Raw genomic sequence first — 15964 nt, 5'->3', positions numbered from 1 at the left:
GCTGATTTTGGCGCGGTCTTTCCGAAGCCGCGTTTCTCAGATGCTCAGGCGGCGGAGAGCCGCTCCATGACATCTGCATCGACGTCGAAGTTCGCATAGACGTTCTGCACGTCGTCGTCGTCTTCGAGCGTGGCGATGAGCTTCATCAGCGTGCCGGCCTTTTCTTCGTCGACCGGTGTCAGGGTCTGCGGCTTCCAGATGGCGCGCACGGATTCCGCATCGCCGAGCGTTTCGGCAAGCGCGGAGGAGACGTCGCCCAGATCCTCGAACTCGGTGAGGATGGTGTGGCCTTCCTCGTCGCTTTCGACGTCGCTCGCGCCGGCTTCGATCGCGGCTTCGAGCACCTTCTCCGGGTCGCCGGCGGAGGCCGGGTAATAGATCTCGCCGACACGCTCGAACATGAAGGCGACGGAGCCGGTTTCACCGAGCGAGCCGCCGTTCTTGGCGAAATAGGAGCGCACCGCGCCGGCCGTGCGGTTGCGGTTGTCGGTCATCGCCTCGACGATGAAGGCGACGCCGCCGGGGCCATAGCCCTCGTAACGGATCTCTTCGTAATTGTCGCCGTCGCCGCCGGTCGCCTTCTGGATCGCACGCTCGATGTTGTCCTTCGGCATCGACTGCGCCTTGGCATTCTGCACGGCCAGGCGCAGGCGCGGATTCGAATTCGGATCGGGATCGCCGACCTTGGCGGCGACGGTGATCTCCTTCGACAATTTGGAGAACAGCTTGGAGCGGGCCGCATCCTGGCGGCCCTTGCGGTGCATGATGTTCTTGAACTGTGAATGGCCCGCCATTGCGGTTTTACCTGCGTCTTGTCGTGAATGTCTCTGGGGAACGGAGGATATAATGGGGAGTGGCGAAGGCGTCTAGGTGGGGAAGGAGACGATCGACTGTCGCCGCGCCGCATTTTGCGCCTGCGGCATAGCGGTCACTTGCCGCAATTGATGCCTGTGAGTAGGTGCTGAGGCAACGCGCGGGGTTTTGCCGCGCGATGGAGCCTTGATGCTGGAGATTGTCAGAGCCCTCTGAGGCTCCCCTGGACGTTTATCCAGGTGGAGACGCGAAGCGGCAGAACGAACGGGCGCGGCCTGAGGGCGGCGTGCGCGCTCTGCCCCGTGCTTTCTCCGATCCAGGCATTTTCCATGAATATCTCGAAGTTCGAGCAGCGCGTGTTGCACGCGCTCGCTCAGGGCGGACGCATTCGTCATGAACGAAGCGGTGGTCGCAAGATCACCCACGTCACCTGTTTTACCCGCGACGGTTTCGTGCTCTCCGATTGCACCTTGCCGGTCTTTTCCCGGCTTCTGTCGAAGGGGCTGATCGAATCGCGCGGCGGCGCGCCCTATCAGATTTCTGAACGGGGCCGCCGCAGCGTGCGGGCACAGCTCGATAATCGGTGAAAACCGCGGGCGGTGAAGGAAACCGTGGGCGGGGCGCTCTCCGGCTCTACGCCGTTTTGACCAGCAGAATACGGGTCGGTGGCCCGCCTTCATAAGACATCTCGGCATTCAGGCTCCTCGCCATGGCGGTGACGAGCTTGGTGCCGAGACCCGTGCCGGTGGGGGTTGCTGTGCCGTTGAAGCCTTTGCCGTCGTCCTCGACGCTGAGGCGGAAGCCGCCCGGCAGGGTCGTGAGATCGACGCGGATGTCGCCGTCCTCTTCCTCTCCATAAGCGTATTTGCAGGCATTGGAGACGAGCTCGTTGACGACGACGCCCAGCGAGACGGCCTGATCGGTGGTGAGGCGCAGCCCGTCGGTGGTGAGATGGACGCGCCGCGCCGCGGTCTCGCTCGACCAGGTCTCTTCCAGGCCGGCGGTGAGCGCGCTCAGATAGTCGCCCATGTCGACGCTGTTGATGTCCTGCGAGGTGTAGAGCCGGCGATGCACCTGGCCGATCGCATAGACGCGCTGCTGGGTGTCCTTGAGCGCGATCTTCGCCTCTTCCGCCTCGACGGCGTTGGCCTGCATCTGGATGAAGGAAGAGACGATCTGGAGCGAATTGGCGACGCGGTGGTTGGCCTCGCGCAGAAGCGCCGAGAGGCGCTCATTGGAGGCTTTGAGTGCGTGCTCCGCCTCATGCTGGGCCGCGATCAGACGCTGATGTTCAAGCGTCGTCGCGAAGGAGGAGGCGAGAAGGTCGAAGAATTCCTCACCGACGGTCTTCACGACGTAGTCTTGGGCGCCGGCCTTGAGAGCCGCCACCGCGATGGAGCTCTCCTCCGAGCCGGTGACATAGACGACCGGAGGAGGCGAGGGCAGCGCGTTGATGAGAGGAAGCGCGTCGAGCCCCGTCTTGCCGGGCATGTAATGGTCGATGGCGACGAGATCGAACCTGTCTTTCTCAAGAAGGGCGAGACCTTCGTCAGCGCTTCCGGCGGTGGTGAGTTCGTAACCTCGGCGGGCAAGCGCGCGGCGCGTCAGGCGCCGTAGCCCCTCGTCGTCGTCGATATAGAGAATGCGGGGCATTTCATCCGGTCTTCAAGGGGTAAATCAGGCTTCGATTTCGGGTTCGGGAACCTGGATAACCGAAATGAACAGGCCGAGCTGACGGATCGCCTGGGCGAAGGATTCGTACTCGACGGGCTTGGTGATATAGACGTTGGCGCCAAGATCGTAGCAGCGCTCGATCTCCATCTTGTCGTCGGTGGTCGTCAAAACCACGACGGGCGTGCGGCGGAGAGGACTGGTTTCCTCCTTCATCCTTATCAGGATGTCGGTGCCGCTCATGTCGGGCAGGTTGAGATCGAGAAGCACCAGTGCCGGGCCATTATGGGTCGGGCCCTCGGGGCTGTTGAAGAGGAATTCGACCGCGGCCGTTCCCTCGACGAAATGGCGGACCGGGTTGTTGACGCCTGCGCGCCGGATGTTTTTTTCGATGAGACGCGCATGCCCCTCATCGTCTTCGATCATGATGATGGTGACCGGTTGATGGCTCGACACGACGGGTTCCTACGCTTTCTGCAATTCTGGCGGCATTGAAAGGCGGAAGGTTGCGCCTTCGTCAAGCGTCGAATCGCACTCGATCGTTCCACCCAGGCGGTAGGCCAAAGCACGGACATGTGCGAGCCCGATGCCTTCGCCCGGCTGATCCTGCGATCCGGAACGGCGGAAGAGGTCGAAGATGCGCTCGTGATCCTTCGGATCGATGCCGCGTCCGTTGTCCTGGACCTCGATGATGATGCGCCCGGATTGCTGACGGCCCCGCACCTTGATGAGGCCGGGGCGCCCGGGCTTCAGATATTTGACGCTGTTTTCCACGAGATTGGAGATGATCTGCTCGATCGCCAGGCGATCGGTCACCAAAGTCGGTATCTGCTCGATGCGGATCTCGGCGTCGAGCTCCTGAAGGCGATGCTGCAGCGTGTCGGCGATGCCGGAGACGAGGCCGTTCATGTCGATCCTTTCCGGCGACAGAACCCGGCGTCCGGCCCGCGACAGATGCAGGATGGCGTTGATGAGGCGGTCCATCTTCTGCGTCGACGAGCGGATGAAGCCGATGGCCTCGGGCAGATCCTCCTCGATCGTCTGCCGCACCTCTTCGGTGACGAGGTCGGGCGCCTCTTCGCGGGCTTTTGCAATCAGCTCCGTCAGGGGCTTGATCGCCACCTCCAGCTCGCTGGTGAAGCCCATGACGTTGACGAGCGGTGAGCGCAGATCGTGGGAGACGATGTAGGCGAAGCGCTGGATCTCGTCGTTCGCCCGCTGCAATTCCGCCGTGCGCTCGCCGACAGCCGATTCCAGATCTTCGTTGAGGAGCTGCAGGCGCTCGCCGGCGGTCGTCAGGGCATGCACGTTGCGGCGCGTCGCCCAGATCGTGCCCCCTGCGAGAGCCACGAAGATGATGCTCGATAGCGCCAGCACGACATAAGAGAGCTGCACGTTGCGGAATTGGCGGGCGCGCCGCTCGACCAGCAGAGCCTCTTCGGCCTGCAGCATATCGGCGGCTGCGGCGCGAGCCCGGCGGATGACAGCGATATCCTCGTCATCGAACGTCGTCGTGCCGGCCGCGGCGCCTGCCCTCTGGCGGCGATTTTGAAGCGTGTCGCGCGCATAGGCGAGATGGGTTGCGACGAGTTCCCGCAGGGTTTCGAGGCGCTTCTGCTGTTCGGGATTGTCGGTAATGCGGGCTTCGACCGCATCCATGCGGGTCTCGATCTCGCCGGCGAGCTCTTCGAAGGCGTTGGCAAAACGCTCGTCCGCCGAGAGAAGATAGCCGCGCCGTGCCGTTTCCGAACGTTCGAGCGCAGCCCCGAGCTCGGCAAGGCTTGCGGCGACTTCCTGCGTGTGCACCACCCATTCCGCACTGATCTGGGTCTGGCGCAGCACGACCAGAAAGCTGACGCCTGCGGCAAGCAGCACGAGAAAGCCGCCGACGATTGCAGCCAAGATGAAGCGGCTGATGCGCCGTTCCGAATTTTTCATGGTTCTGGGTCACCCGGCAGGAAGAGAAGAGGCCATAGCCCGCTTGCAGGCGCGGCTCAATCGGCGGGAGGGACGCCGGCTAAATTGATCGCCTGATCCTTCCTCAGGCTGTCGGGGAAGGATCGATGGCTGGGGCTCGGCCTCCGTCGCCGTTATCCGCCCGGTGAACGGCTCGCCCGGCAGGCGCGGTGCCCTCAATCGGTGTCGTGGTCGGGCTCCGGATAGACGTCTTTGAGAACGGCGTCGAAATGATGTTTGACGGCATCGTTGCACTTGCACGAGCGGGCATGGAGTGCGGAATGATCGCGCACCAGCAGGGAGCCGCGCTGCGTTTCCAGAATGCCTTCCGCCTTGAAGGTCTGCATGACGCGGCTCGTATAGGAGCGACCGACGCCGAGCATGCGGGCGAGCTGCTCATGCGTCAGCGGAACAATGTGGTCGCCTGTCCGCTCCATCGTCGCGACGATCCATTTCGCCGCCCGCTGGTCGACGGAATGAATGGCATTGCAGGTGATCGACTGCAGCATCTGTGCGACCAGGCAATCGGCGTAGCGCGCAAAGAGGTGCCGCACCGCCCGCGATTGCTGTTTCGCCGCCTCGAGCTCCGAGAGCTTCAGGGCGACGAACGGGCCTTCGAATTTGACGATGATGCGGGAGAATGCGGGGAGACGGCCGGCGCTGACGATGCCGCCGACGGCGCCTTCGCGGCCGATCAGAATGGTCTCGGTGTCTTCGCCGTCCTCGTTGGCGACGAGAAACGAGGCGAGCGCCGGTCCGCACGGAAAGTAGACGATGTCGACGTTATCGCCCGGATTGTACATGACATGGTCGCTGTGGCGGTGCAGCAGCTGGAAATGCGGTGCGAGAAGGGCGTAATCTTCGTCCTTCAGCACCTTCAGGAGATTGTTGAGGGGGCGCGTCTCCGCCGAAGTCTCCCGGGCCGGATCGTGTAACATTGGCGCTCGTCCCGCGCGTGTCTCAGTTTCCCGGTTTTATGTGCGGTAGTGAACACAGCGCAACCCATGATGTGTGGCGATTGTGCCGCACTCCGTCGCATCTGGAGGCGAGCTTGTTGCCTCTTTGCAGAGCGCTCTCACCCCCGCAGGACGCCCGGGAGGATGATTAAACCCCGCAAAAGGCCGGTTTTTCGAGCCCTTTGCGGGTAAATCGGTATCCTTGCCCTACCTTGTGTTCACAAGTGAACAGACAGCGGGGCGGAGTTCGTGCTTGCTAGCGGCCCAGAGCTGGCCGAATTCGTGCGTCAGATTCGCTCCGCCCACCGCATCTGGGCGTAACAGCCAGTGGCACGTGATGCGGTTGCACCCGACTGTTCGTTAGGAAATTCTTTCATTGAGGTCTGTCCGCGCTCTTCTGCACGCCGCTACGGCCGAGCTTCATGCCGAGGTCGAAGCGCGTCTCAATCCGATGCTCGTTCAAGGCGAGACGGGGTATGCTTCGTTTCTGCGCGCGAATGCGGCCGCGATCCTCCCCGTCGAAGAGACGCTGGAGATTGCCGGTATCGAGGCGCTGCTTCCGGACTGGGACGAACGCCGGCGGAGTGCGGTGCTTCTCGACGACATCCAAATTCTGGGGGCGGAGCGCCCGCAATCCGTTTCTGCGCCTGAGATGCACGGCGAAGCCTTCATGCTGGGGGCGGTCTATGTGCTGGAAGGCTCGCGCCTCGGCGCGAAGATCCTGACACGAGACATCCTAGCCGAGGCGGGCCCGCGGATGAAGGTGGCCTCACGGTTTCTTCGTCACGGCGAAGGCCGGAAATTGTGGCCGAGCTTCGTCGAAAGACTGGAGGAATCGGCCGCCGTGCACGACGCGCCGGACGAGGCTGTGAAGGGCGCCGAAACCATCTTTGCGCTTTTCGATGCGGCAGCAGAGAGCGTTGCAAAGGCCGACCGGGTGCTCGCCCATGTCTGATCCGACCCAATTCGAAGTCGATCTGACGAATTGCGATCGCGAGCCGATCCATCTTCTGGGGGCGGTACAGCCGTTCGGATTCCTCGTGGCCGTGTCGCGCTCGAGCTGGGTGGTGACGCGCGTGTCGCGCAACGCGGCGGAATGGCTCGGACGTCCGGGCGAGGAGCTCGTCGGTCTGCCGATCGACCAGGTCTTTCTCGGGCAGGCCGTGCACACGATCCGCAACAATCTGCAGGGCGCGGTGATGGGCGAGACAGTGGCGCGCGCCTTCGGCGTGACAGTCACGGAAGCTGGCCTCGTCTGCGACATGGCGGTGCATCTCTCCGGCGACGAGGTGGTCGTGGAGTGCGAACGCTCCGTGGCCGAGCCCGCCGCCAATGCAGCCGCCATGGTGCGGGGCATGGTGGCGCGACTGCAGCGCACGGACGATCTCAGGAATTTCTACCGCATCGCCGCGCGCGAAATGCAGGCTTTGACCGGCTTCGATCGGGTGATGATCTACCGTTTCGATCATGACGGGTCGGGCGAGGTGATCGCGGAATCGGCGCGTTCCGGCATCGGCTCGTTTCTCGGGCTGCACTATCCGTCGACCGATATCCCGCGCCAGGCGCGCATTCTCTACGAGAAGAACTGGCTGCGGATCATCCCGGATATCTCGGCGGAGCCGTCGCCCGTCGAGCCGGCGCTCGACCGCAACGGTGAGCCACTCGATCTGTCGATGAGCATTCTGCGCAGCGTGTCGCCCATTCATATCGAATATCTGCAGAATATGGGCGTCGATGCCTCCATGTCGGTGTCGATCCTGCGCGAAGGGCGTCTGTGGGGTTTGTTCGCCTGCCATCATTACGCGCCGCATCACGTCACTTTCGAGCGGCGGACGGCGGCGGAACTCTTCGGTCAGATGTTCTCGCTTCTGGTGGAAAACCGCGAGCGCCAGACCGAAGCCGAATATGAGGAGCGCTCCAGCAAGCTGCACAATCAGCTCGTCGCCGTGATGGCGACCGAAGCGACGCGGTTTGAGAGCATCGTCGACCATCTCGACGAGATCGCCGACCTTCTCGTCTGCGACGGCATCGGCCTGTGGGTGGAGGGGCGCGCCACGTTGCGGGGCCTGACCCCCAATGAAGACGACTTTGCCGGGCTTGCGGGGTATCTGCGCGACAGGGGCGTGAACGCGGTGTGCGCCGAACACGAGATCGGGGCGAAATACGAACCCGCACGGCGCTTCTCAGATCGTGCCGCCGGCATGCTCGTCGTGCCCCTGTCTCGGCAGCCGGGCGATTATCTCGTCTTCTTCCGCAAGGAGGTGACGCGCAGCGTCAATTGGGCGGGAAATCCGGAAAAACCGGTGAGCGTCGGACCGCTCGGGGCGCGGCTCACGCCGCGCAAGAGCTTCGAGATGTGGAAGGAGACGGTGAGCGGACAGTCGATGCCGTGGTCGCCGGTGGAGGAGCGGATCGCCGAGGGCCTGCGCGTCAGCCTTCTGGAAGTCATCCTCCAATTGTCCAATCTGACGGAAGCGGAGCGCCGCCGCGCGCAGGAGCGGCAAAAGCTCCTCATCGCCGAACTCAACCATCGCGTCCGCAATATCCTGAGCCTCATTCGCGGCGTCATCAACCAGAGCAAGGACGCGACCAGCATCGAAGCTTTTACGGAAGTCGTCGGTGGACGCATCCAGGCTTTGGCGCGTGCGCATGACCAGATCACCTCGGACGATTGGAGCCCGGCTTCATTCCGCAATCTGGTGACGACGGAGGCGGGCGCCTATCTCGGCGGCAAGGCCGACCGGGTCGTGCTGACCGGCTCCGACGTGCTCGTGCAGCCGGAGGCGTTTACGACCGTCGCTCTCGTCATCCACGAGCTCATCACCAATTCGGCGAAATATGGCGCGCTGTCAGACAGCCGCGGCCAGATCGACATCATGACCGATTTCGATACGTTCGGCCGGCTCGTCATCGATTGGGGCGAGCGCGGCGGCCCACCGGTCAAGCCGCCGAGACGCTACGGCTTCGGCTCCACGGTGATCGAGCAGTCGATCGTGCATGATCTCGGCGGCGAGGCGAAAGTCGATTACGAACTGACGGGGCTCAAGGCGCGCTTTGTCATTCCGCCCAAACATTTCCAACGCAGCGAGATCGTCGTGGACACAGTGAAAGAGGCCGTCAGGGCCGACGAGCAGGAGATCGCTCTTCCGGCGGACGTTCTCGTCGTCGAAGACAACATGATCATCGCGCTCGACACCGAGCAGATGCTTCTGTCGCTCGGTGTCGGAAATGTCCGCACCGCGAGCGGCGTGAGCGATGCTTTGAAGGAGATCGAGCGTCAGGCGCCGGATTTCGCGCTTCTCGACGTCAATCTCGGCGCGGAGACGAGCCTCGAAATCGCCGAGCGGCTGGCGGAGATGGGTGTACCCTTTGCATTCGCGACCGGCTACGGCGAGCAGGCGGCACTGCCCGCGCCTTTCGACGTCACGCACAAAGTGCGCAAGCCTTACAGCGCGCAGTTGCTGCAGGAGGCGATGGTCGGCGCCGAGCGGGCCTAGCCCGAGTGCTCTACGAGGTCGCCTGGAAGGCCTCGTCGAAGACGATCTCGCCGGCGGGCAGAGCGTCGGTGAAGGGAAGAGCGAGCAGGTTTTCCGGCGGCACGCCCGGGATTTGGAGCTGCGGCAGATTTTCGAAGCCGAAGCGCTCGTAATAAGCCGGATCGCCGACGAGCACGCAGCCCTTGCTGCCGAGCGCGCGCAGCTTCGTCAGGCCAACTTCCATCAGCACCGAGCCGACGCCCTTCTTCTGCACCTCCGGAAGGACGGCGATGGGACCGAGCCCGTGCCAGCCAGTTGTCACCTGACCGTCGCTGCCGGTGATGGTGACGGGCGAGAAGGCGGCCTGGCCGAGGATGCGGCCATCGGCTTCCGCGACAAGGGCGATCGTCGCCATGCCGCGCGTCCATAGAGCGTCGATGATGAAGGCTTCGGTGCCCGCCGCGTACGGCTTATGAAGGAAGGCCTGTCGCACCACTTCCTTGACGGCGGTGCGGTCGGCCTCGTTTTGATCCCGGATCTGCAGCTCGCTCATCGTCCTCATCCGCCAGTCCGCGTTCGGGGCAGATAAAGGCAATTATTTCAAGGCGCAAGCGAGGCGCGAGGCCGCGGGAGAGAGGTTTGGAGGGAGCGCCCTCAGGCGCCCCCTCTGTGCGGGTGTCAGCCTGCGATCATGGCTTGCAGGCGCTTCAGCCCCTCGCGGGCGAAATCGAGGATGGCGGGGTCGACGAGACGACCGTCGCGCACCTTGTCTCCGACATTGCCGATGACGATCTGCGGCCCGCCGACGAGCCGACATTCGGCGGCGTGGAGCGTCTCGTTGAGCTGTGCCTGTGCCCTGACGCCGCCCGTGAAGGCGGGTGAGGCGGACACGACCAGAACCGGCTTGCCCATGAGAGAGGACGATCCGCGCGGGCGGGAGGCCCAATCGAGGGCGTTCTTCAAGACGCCCGGAATGCCGTGATTGTATTCCGGCGTGGCGATGACGAGGCCATCGCTTGCCGCGACCGCCTCACGGAATTCGCGCACCGCCTCCGGTGCGTCGTCGCCATCGAGATCGGCATTGTAGAGCGGCAGATCGACATGGCCGATCTGAAGTTCGACCGTGCCATCATTGTCTGCCGCGAGGCCCTGCAGAACGGCGCGGGAGTAGCTCTCGCGGCGAAGGCTCCCGGGCAGTCCGAGGAGTTTCGTTTTCGTGGCTGACATCGTTCAGGCCTGCGGCATGGCCGGGCCGGTGCCGGCACCGGTCGTTTCGATGGCCTTGGCGATGTCAGCGAGATCGTCTTTGGTCAGCTCGAGCGTTGCCGCATCGATCCAGCCATCGACCTGACCCGGATTGCGGGCGCCGACGATGGCCCCGGTGACGCCAGGCCAGGCGAGTGTCCAGGCAACAGCGACGGCCGGCACCGTGGTGCCGTGCTTGTCCGCGATCGGCTTCAGGCTGTCGGCAAGCGCCAGGTTTTTTTCGAGCTTTTCGCCGGTGTAGTCGGGATTTCTGGAGCGCCAGTCGTCCGCCGGCAGGGCCCGCGCGCGCTCGACACTGAAGCGACCGCTCAAGAGACCCGACTGCATCGGCGAATAGACGATGACGCCCGTCTCATGTGCGTCGCACCAGGGCAGTTCCTTTTCCGCCACCTCGCGCTTAATCGCCGAAAACGGCGGCTGCAGCGTGTCGACATGGCCAACGGCCTCGGCCTTTTGCAGCTGCTCGGCATTGTGGTTGGAGAGGCCCGCAGCGCGGATCTTGCCTTCCTTTTTCAGCTCCAGAAGCGTCTGCCAGTATTCTTCCACCGGCGTGCCGTCATTGGCCGGCCAGTGCATCTGGTAAAGATCGATGCGCTCCACGCCGAGGCGCTTCAGCGAGGCTTCCACCTCGCGGCGCAGGCTGTCGGCGGCGCCGATGCGCTCCGGCATTTTTTTGCGGTCGTTCTCGTCCCAGACGAGACCGCATTTGGTGAAGACATAGGGGCGTTCGCTGGCCGGGACATCGGCGAGCGCCTTCTTCACTACCTCTTCGGAATGGCCGAGGCCGTAAACGGCGGCGGTGTCGACCCAGTTGATGCCGCGGGATACGGCGTGACGGATGGCGGCGACGGATTCGGAATCGTCCTGCGCGCCCCAGCCGACGGCCCAGTCGGGACCGCCGATCGCCCAGGCGCCGAAGCCGACGCGGGTGATGTTCATATCGGTGCGGCCGAAGCGTTTCGTCGGCAGGTTCGTCTTCGCTGGTGTGTCGAGCATGGGGGAACTCCCGTTGTTTCCGTTGCGGTGCACATAAGGCCCGATCGGGGTTCTTCAAAGCGGGAGGCTGGATTGCGTGACTTGCCGGCGTGGATTTCAGGCGGCGGCCTCTTCGACGATTTGGTCTGTGATCACCTTGAAGCCGGCGAGACGCGAGGCGCCGAAACTCGTGGAGATCGCGACGTCGGTCGCGTCGCGCCCGCGCGCCATGAGGATGCGCCCGATGCGCGGATGGTTGTGGCGGGCATCGAACGTGTACCAGCGACCGTCGAGATAGGCCTCGAACCAGGCACTGAAATCCATCGGGTTCGGATCTTCCGGCACGCCGATATCGCCGAGATAGCCCGTGCAATAGCGGGCGGGAATGTTCATGCAGCGGCACAGAGCGACGGCGAGATGGGCGAAATCGCGGCACACGCCCGTCTGCTCGTAATTGCCGTTCACGGCGCTGCGCATCGGATCGGCCTTCAGATAATCGAAGGTGATGCGCTCGTGGGCGTAGTCGCAGATGGCTTGGATCATCTGCCAGCCGGGCGCCACATGCCCGAAGAGCGACCAGGCAAGATCGGTCAGCCGGTCCGTCTCGCAGTAGCGACTGCCGAGAAGGAAGAGGAGCACGTCGTCGGGAAGCTCGTCGACCGGCGTCTGGCGGGCGTCGGGCGCGACCTCGTCGGGCAGGCCATCGTCGCGGATGGTGAATTGGGTCGACATGCGCAAAAGCCCGGCCGGGGCCACGATGCGGGTGCAGATGTTGCCGAAATCATCACGGTAATCGCGGGAGGGGATTTCGGGGTCGAAGGTGATGTGGTGCGGGGTCTCAAGATCGCGGAGCCGCGAGGGGTGCACCGACAGGACGAGCAGCATCGGCGTCGGCTGCGCACACTCATATTCGATGTCGAAACCAGCTCTGATCTTCATTTCTCCTCAAGTGGTTGGAGGGTCGTGCGGTTCCCGCGGAAGCGGGCGCAATTTTAGGCAAACTTCACCCTTCATCCTCGCGGGCGACCTTGACCATCACCTCCATGCCGAGATCGTCGTCCGGCATGCCGAGATACGAGCCCGACAGGGGCAGGGCTTCGCTCGGATCGCGGGCGACGGCGATGCGGATCAAACCTTCATTGCCGAGGATGGCATTGGTCGGGTCGATGTCGATCCAGCCGGCGCCGGGGAGATAGACCTGCACCCAGGCATGGGTGGCGCCGCCGCCATGGATGTCGTGGCTGTCGCGGGCCGGCACGTAGAGATAGCCCGAGACGAAGCGTGCGGGCAGGCCGAGGGCGCGCAAAGCCTCGATCATCAGCTCCGTGAAATCGCGACAGGTGCCGCTGCGCAGCGTGAGCGTTTCGGCGGGATCCTGGATGCCGTGGTCGCGCCGACTATAGGCATGGTCGTGCCGGATCGCGTGGATCATCGCGGTCAGAAGCTCGAAGGTCGGAAGCGGCTCCGACGGGTCGAGGAAGCTTTCCGCCCAGCGCAACAATGTGCCGTCAGGATCTGGATAGCGGCGGACAAGGAAGGGGCGCAGATCCTCCTTGTCCTCGTCGCTGAGCGAAACCGGCAGGAAGCGCGCCTCCTCGTCGAGATTGATGCCGGCGGGATGCGCGCGGAAATGGGCGACGCGGATGACGCTTTCGAAGACAAGCGACGTGGCGAGGACGGAATTGCTGCCGCCACTGAAGCGCGCGACGCCGACGCGGTTGCCGAGCGCATCTTCGTGCCAGCGCAGGCTGACCGGCTCCGGCGTGATGGTGAGCGTGGAGGAGAGGAGATGCTGATCGTGCCCCTCGCGCGGCAGGAACATCATGCGATGCTCCCCGAAGCCGACCCGTTTCCGGTAGCGATAGGTCGTGACGTGAGTGACTGTGTAGATCGGCACGACGCTGCGCTTACCTCTCCTCGGGCGTTCCGGCAGGGGTGTTCTGCGGGCGTCCTTCTGGGTGTTCCGGCTTTTGCTCCAACCATCATAGCGCCAAAACGCTTGCGCCGGCGTGGCGATCGCAACGGCCGCCTGCTCAGCCGCGGAATTGCCGGGGATGCGGCGTCAGGGGTGGGGCGCGTCCGGGCGGTGGCGGGTGTCGTCGTCGTATTTCGCCAGAGTGTCGTCGAGATGCAGCCAGAAGAGTTTGGCCGTCACATAGGCGTGGCGGTCCGGCGAGAGGCGGTCGGCCTCGTCGAAGAGCCCGGCATGGATGTAGATCTCGCCGGGCAAGCGGGAATCCAGATAGGTCAAGGGCGTGCCGCAATCGGCGCAGAAGGAGCGGGTGACACCCGGAGAGGATTGCCGGTCTTTCGGGGCGCCGTGCCAGACGACGAGATCGCTCGGAAACCCGGCCCAGACAACGGCGGGCGCGCCGGTCTGACGCCGGCAGTCGCGGCAATGGCACCAGGAGACCTGAAGGGGTTCGCTTTTCGCCTCAAAGCGAACGGCGCCGCAAAAGCAGCGCCCGTGCAAAGGCAGGTCGACCATTTCACGCGCCTTTCTCTCGACGACCGGCCCGGGGGGCGGCGAGTGCTCGCTCAGTCTTCGTCGTCCCAGAAGGTCGGTACGGATCGTTCCAGATGCGGCCCGAGCCTCACGGCCGCGACCTTCCTCGCCAGGCCGGTCGTATCATCGACGTCGACGGCGATCCCCGACAAGGTCGCTTCTTCCATGGCAGGCCCGAGACGGCCGGAAGAAATTTTCGTCACAGCGCGGTGCAGAGGTTCGTCTTTCTGCATGCCGATGATGGAATCGTAATCGCCGCACATGCCGATGTCGGTCATCATGGCCGTGCCGCCAGGCTGAATGCGGTAATCGGCGGTCGGAACATGCGTATGCGTGCCGACGACGAGGCTCGCCCGGCCGTCGAGGAAAGCCGCCATGACCTGCTTTTCGCTCGTCGCTTCGGCATGGAAATCGACGATGATGGCGTCGCAGTCGCGGCCGAGCGGCATCGCCGCGATTTCCCGCTCCACGGCTGCGATCGGGTCATCGAGGGCGGTCATGAAGAGCTGCCCCATGACGTTGATGACGAGGACGCGCGCACCGGAACGGGCCGTATAAATGTTGGCGCCGCGGCCCGGCGTCTGCGGCGGATAATTGAGCGGACGCAGGAACCGTTCCTGCCGTTCGGCAAAAACGAGCGCTTCCTTCTGATCGAAGGCGTGGTTGCCCGTGGTGATGCAATCGGCGCCCGCGTCGAGAAGCTCCTGAAAGATCTTTTCGGTGATGCCGAAGCCGCCGGCGGAGTTCTCGCCATTCACGACGACGAAATCGAGCTTCCAGCGCTCGACCATGGAGGGGAGGTGATGTCGGACTGCCTTGCGGCCGGAGCGGCCGATAACGTCACCGAGAAACAGGATCCTCACAGGGCCTCCGTGGGCTTGGCGGTGGTGTCGATGAGCTCGTCTTCGGTGGCGATGAGGGGCAGGGGGATATCGTGGTCTTCCATGGGAACAATATCGACCTCCTGACACGAGAAGGCGAGCCCCACAAGACGAGGTGCGTGACCGCGCTCCCGCAGCTCGGCCACGGCCGTGTCGTAATAGCCGCGGCCATAGCCGATCCGCCCGCCGGCGCGATCGAAGGCTGCGAGCGGCGCAACGATCAGATCGGGCGTCGCTTCGCCGTGATGGGGCGAAGGGTGCCTCGTGCCGAAAGTGCCGGCCTCGAGGCCTTCTTCATCGAGAAAATGGCGGAAGACGAGGCGGTTCTCGACGATTGCCGGCAAAGCCGCTGTGCCCTCCTGTGCCGCGATCAGCGGCAGAAGCGGGCGCGGATCGATCTCGTCGCGGATCGGCCAGAAAAGCGCCACCGTCTCTTCGGGGCGCAGGAGCTTTTCGATGTGGCGGACAGCGTGGGCGGAGCGCAGGCGCCGCTCGCTCTCGCCGAGGGCTGCGCGCCGCAGCAATGCCTGCGTGCGAAGCTTGGCCTTGGCTGAGGAGACGTCCATGAGAAAAATCGACGAGGAAGGGGGTTGAGAGCGCGGCCGCCATGGCCGGTGGAGTGTACGATCCCGGGAAACCTACAAAGTAGGTGGGCGCCGTTTTGGTCAAGCCCACGGGCGAGACCAGGGACAGCTCCCTTCGAGATCGATAAGGCCCCGGGGAATGTGACTCCTGTCGAACCGGGCAGCCGCGCGAAGGCGAGATATAGGGAGAGGCTCAGGCCTCGGCAAACGAAACCTGATGGCGGGGTTTCGATATCCTCCAAAGAAGCTTGCGGCGGAGCGGTCTGTAAAATTGTCCGCGGGAGAGATGCGAGGGGGAGACAGGATGCCGCGCCGGTGTGTGCGTAACGGCGCCTCGTCGAGCCGCGTTTCTTTCTGGCCCACATGACCTAGGCTTAGGGACAGCACGACCAGGGAGGCTTAAGATGTTTCGGACCATTCTCGTGCCTGCGGATCTTGCCCATGCCGACAAGCTCGATCGAGCTCTGGAGGCTGCCGCGGGCCTTGCCAAACAATACGGCTCGCGCCTCATTCTGGTGGGTGTCTCGTCTGCCCTTCCCGGCTCTCTTTCACATAATCCGGCAGAGTTCGCCGAAAGACTTAGTGAATTCGCAGCTCGGCAGAGCGATAAGCACGGCGTTACATTTGAAGCCAAGGCGGTGACAAGCCACGATCCGGCGCGAGATCTAGACCAGACGTTGAGCGAGCAGGTTCATGAGACGGGCGCCGATCTCGTCGTCATGGCTTCGCATGTGCCCGGTTTCGCCGAGCACGTTTTCTCTTCGCGTGCCGGCTATCTCGCGACGCACAGCGAGATTTCCGTCTTTGTCGTTCGCTGAGCGGACGGCAATCGGACGAGAGGGTGGGGCAAGGCCGGAGCTACCAGGAGGTGATTGTCGGC

17 protein-coding genes and 1 other RNA gene are annotated in these 15964 nt (G+C 63.8%); 4 read left to right on the top strand and 14 right to left on the bottom strand.

The annotated features are described in order from the left end of the window. Nucleotides 1-44: 44 nt before the first annotated feature. Nucleotides 45-794: a YebC/PmpR family DNA-binding transcriptional regulator gene (locus NYQ83_RS12670; protein ID WP_128290984.1), complete on the bottom strand. Its 750-nt coding sequence runs from the start codon at nt 792-794 to the stop codon at nt 45-47. A 348-nt stretch (nt 795-1142) separates the two neighbouring features. On the opposite strand from NYQ83_RS12670, the gene NYQ83_RS12665 reads away from it, so the two are divergent. Further along, nucleotides 1143-1400, top strand: a complete 258-nt coding sequence (locus tag NYQ83_RS12665) for a YjhX family toxin (RefSeq protein ID WP_128290985.1) — start codon at nt 1143-1145, stop codon at nt 1398-1400. Nucleotides 1401-1446: 46 nt separating this feature from the next. Here the strand turns inward: NYQ83_RS12665 and NYQ83_RS12660 are convergent, their stop codons facing one another. The 4 genes from NYQ83_RS12660 to NYQ83_RS12645 form a co-directional block, all read right to left on the bottom strand. Continuing rightward, complete coding sequence (locus NYQ83_RS12660; protein WP_128290986.1) at nt 1447-2466, bottom strand: histidine kinase dimerization/phosphoacceptor domain -containing protein; 1020 nt, start codon at nt 2464-2466, stop codon at nt 1447-1449. A gap of 24 nt (nt 2467-2490) precedes the next feature. Beyond that, complete coding sequence (locus NYQ83_RS12655; protein ID WP_205649856.1) at nt 2491-2910, bottom strand: response regulator; 420 nt, start codon at nt 2908-2910, stop codon at nt 2491-2493. Between the two features lie 39 nt (nt 2911-2949). Then, nucleotides 2950-4422, bottom strand: coding sequence for a sensor histidine kinase (locus tag NYQ83_RS12650; RefSeq protein WP_261215049.1), 1473 nt, complete (start codon nt 4420-4422; stop codon nt 2950-2952). Between the two features lie 194 nt (nt 4423-4616). Next, nucleotides 4617-5378: a Crp/Fnr family transcriptional regulator gene (locus NYQ83_RS12645; RefSeq protein ID WP_261215048.1), complete on the bottom strand. Its 762-nt coding sequence runs from the start codon at nt 5376-5378 to the stop codon at nt 4617-4619. A 394-nt stretch (nt 5379-5772) separates the two neighbouring features. On the opposite strand from NYQ83_RS12645, the gene NYQ83_RS12640 reads away from it, so the two are divergent. Together NYQ83_RS12640 and NYQ83_RS12635 are read left to right on the top strand one after the other, a co-directional pair. After that, nucleotides 5773-6351 (top strand): biliverdin-producing heme oxygenase, encoded by a 579-nt coding sequence (locus tag NYQ83_RS12640; RefSeq protein WP_261215047.1) that lies wholly within the window; start codon nt 5773-5775, stop codon nt 6349-6351. Then, complete coding sequence (locus tag NYQ83_RS12635; protein WP_261215046.1) at nt 6344-8893, top strand: HWE histidine kinase domain-containing protein; 2550 nt, start codon at nt 6344-6346, stop codon at nt 8891-8893. The genes NYQ83_RS12640 and NYQ83_RS12635 overlap by 8 nt, the downstream gene beginning before the upstream one ends. A gap of 10 nt (nt 8894-8903) precedes the next feature. On the opposite strand, the gene NYQ83_RS12630 is transcribed toward NYQ83_RS12635, so the two are convergent. The 9 genes from NYQ83_RS12630 to ssrS form a co-directional block, all read right to left on the bottom strand. Next, a complete protein-coding gene (locus NYQ83_RS12630) occupies nt 8904-9425 on the bottom strand; it encodes a GNAT family N-acetyltransferase (protein ID WP_261215045.1) in 522 nt (173 codons plus the stop codon). Nucleotides 9426-9550: 125 nt separating this feature from the next. Beyond that, nucleotides 9551-10099, bottom strand: coding sequence for an NADPH-dependent FMN reductase (locus NYQ83_RS12625; RefSeq protein ID WP_261215044.1), 549 nt, complete (start codon nt 10097-10099; stop codon nt 9551-9553). A gap of 3 nt (nt 10100-10102) precedes the next feature. Then, the gene (locus tag NYQ83_RS12620; protein ID WP_205649813.1) at nt 10103-11134 is read right to left on the bottom strand and encodes an aldo/keto reductase; all 1032 of its coding nucleotides are present in this window, start codon (nt 11132-11134) and stop codon (nt 10103-10105) included. A gap of 96 nt (nt 11135-11230) precedes the next feature. Further along, the gene (locus NYQ83_RS12615; protein ID WP_261215043.1) at nt 11231-12052 is read right to left on the bottom strand and encodes a transglutaminase-like domain-containing protein; all 822 of its coding nucleotides are present in this window, start codon (nt 12050-12052) and stop codon (nt 11231-11233) included. Nucleotides 12053-12116: 64 nt separating this feature from the next. Continuing rightward, nucleotides 12117-13010 carry a transglutaminase family protein gene (locus tag NYQ83_RS12610; protein ID WP_261215041.1) on the bottom strand — a complete coding sequence of 298 codons (894 nt, stop codon included), beginning with the start codon at nt 13008-13010 and terminating at the stop codon, nt 12117-12119. A gap of 165 nt (nt 13011-13175) precedes the next feature. After that, nucleotides 13176-13601, bottom strand: a complete 426-nt coding sequence (locus NYQ83_RS12605; RefSeq protein ID WP_128290996.1) for a GFA family protein — start codon at nt 13599-13601, stop codon at nt 13176-13178. Nucleotides 13602-13651: 50 nt separating this feature from the next. Then, complete coding sequence (locus NYQ83_RS12600; RefSeq protein WP_128290997.1) at nt 13652-14482, bottom strand: TIGR00282 family metallophosphoesterase; 831 nt, start codon at nt 14480-14482, stop codon at nt 13652-13654. Then, on the bottom strand, nt 14479-15066 hold the full coding sequence (locus tag NYQ83_RS12595) for a 5-formyltetrahydrofolate cyclo-ligase (RefSeq protein WP_261215037.1): 588 nt from the start codon (nt 15064-15066) through the stop codon (nt 14479-14481). Before NYQ83_RS12595 ends, NYQ83_RS12600 begins: the two co-directional genes overlap by 4 nt. A 29-nt stretch (nt 15067-15095) precedes the next feature. Next, a non-coding RNA gene (ssrS, locus tag NYQ83_RS12590) (6S RNA) lies at nt 15096-15254 on the bottom strand. A gap of 234 nt (nt 15255-15488) precedes the next feature. Between ssrS and NYQ83_RS12585 the strand changes: the two genes are divergently transcribed. Further along, entirely contained in the window at nt 15489-15902 is a 414-nt protein-coding gene (locus NYQ83_RS12585; protein WP_128290999.1) for a universal stress protein, read from the top strand. The last annotated feature ends 62 nt before the right edge of the window (nt 15903-15964 follow it).

Origin of the sequence: Afifella sp. JA880, assembly GCF_025379905.1 — a bacterium.
GTDB classification, from domain to species: Bacteria; Pseudomonadota; Alphaproteobacteria; order Rhizobiales; family Afifellaceae; genus Afifella; species Afifella aestuarii.
This window is presented reverse-complemented; position numbering and strand designations above follow the sequence as displayed.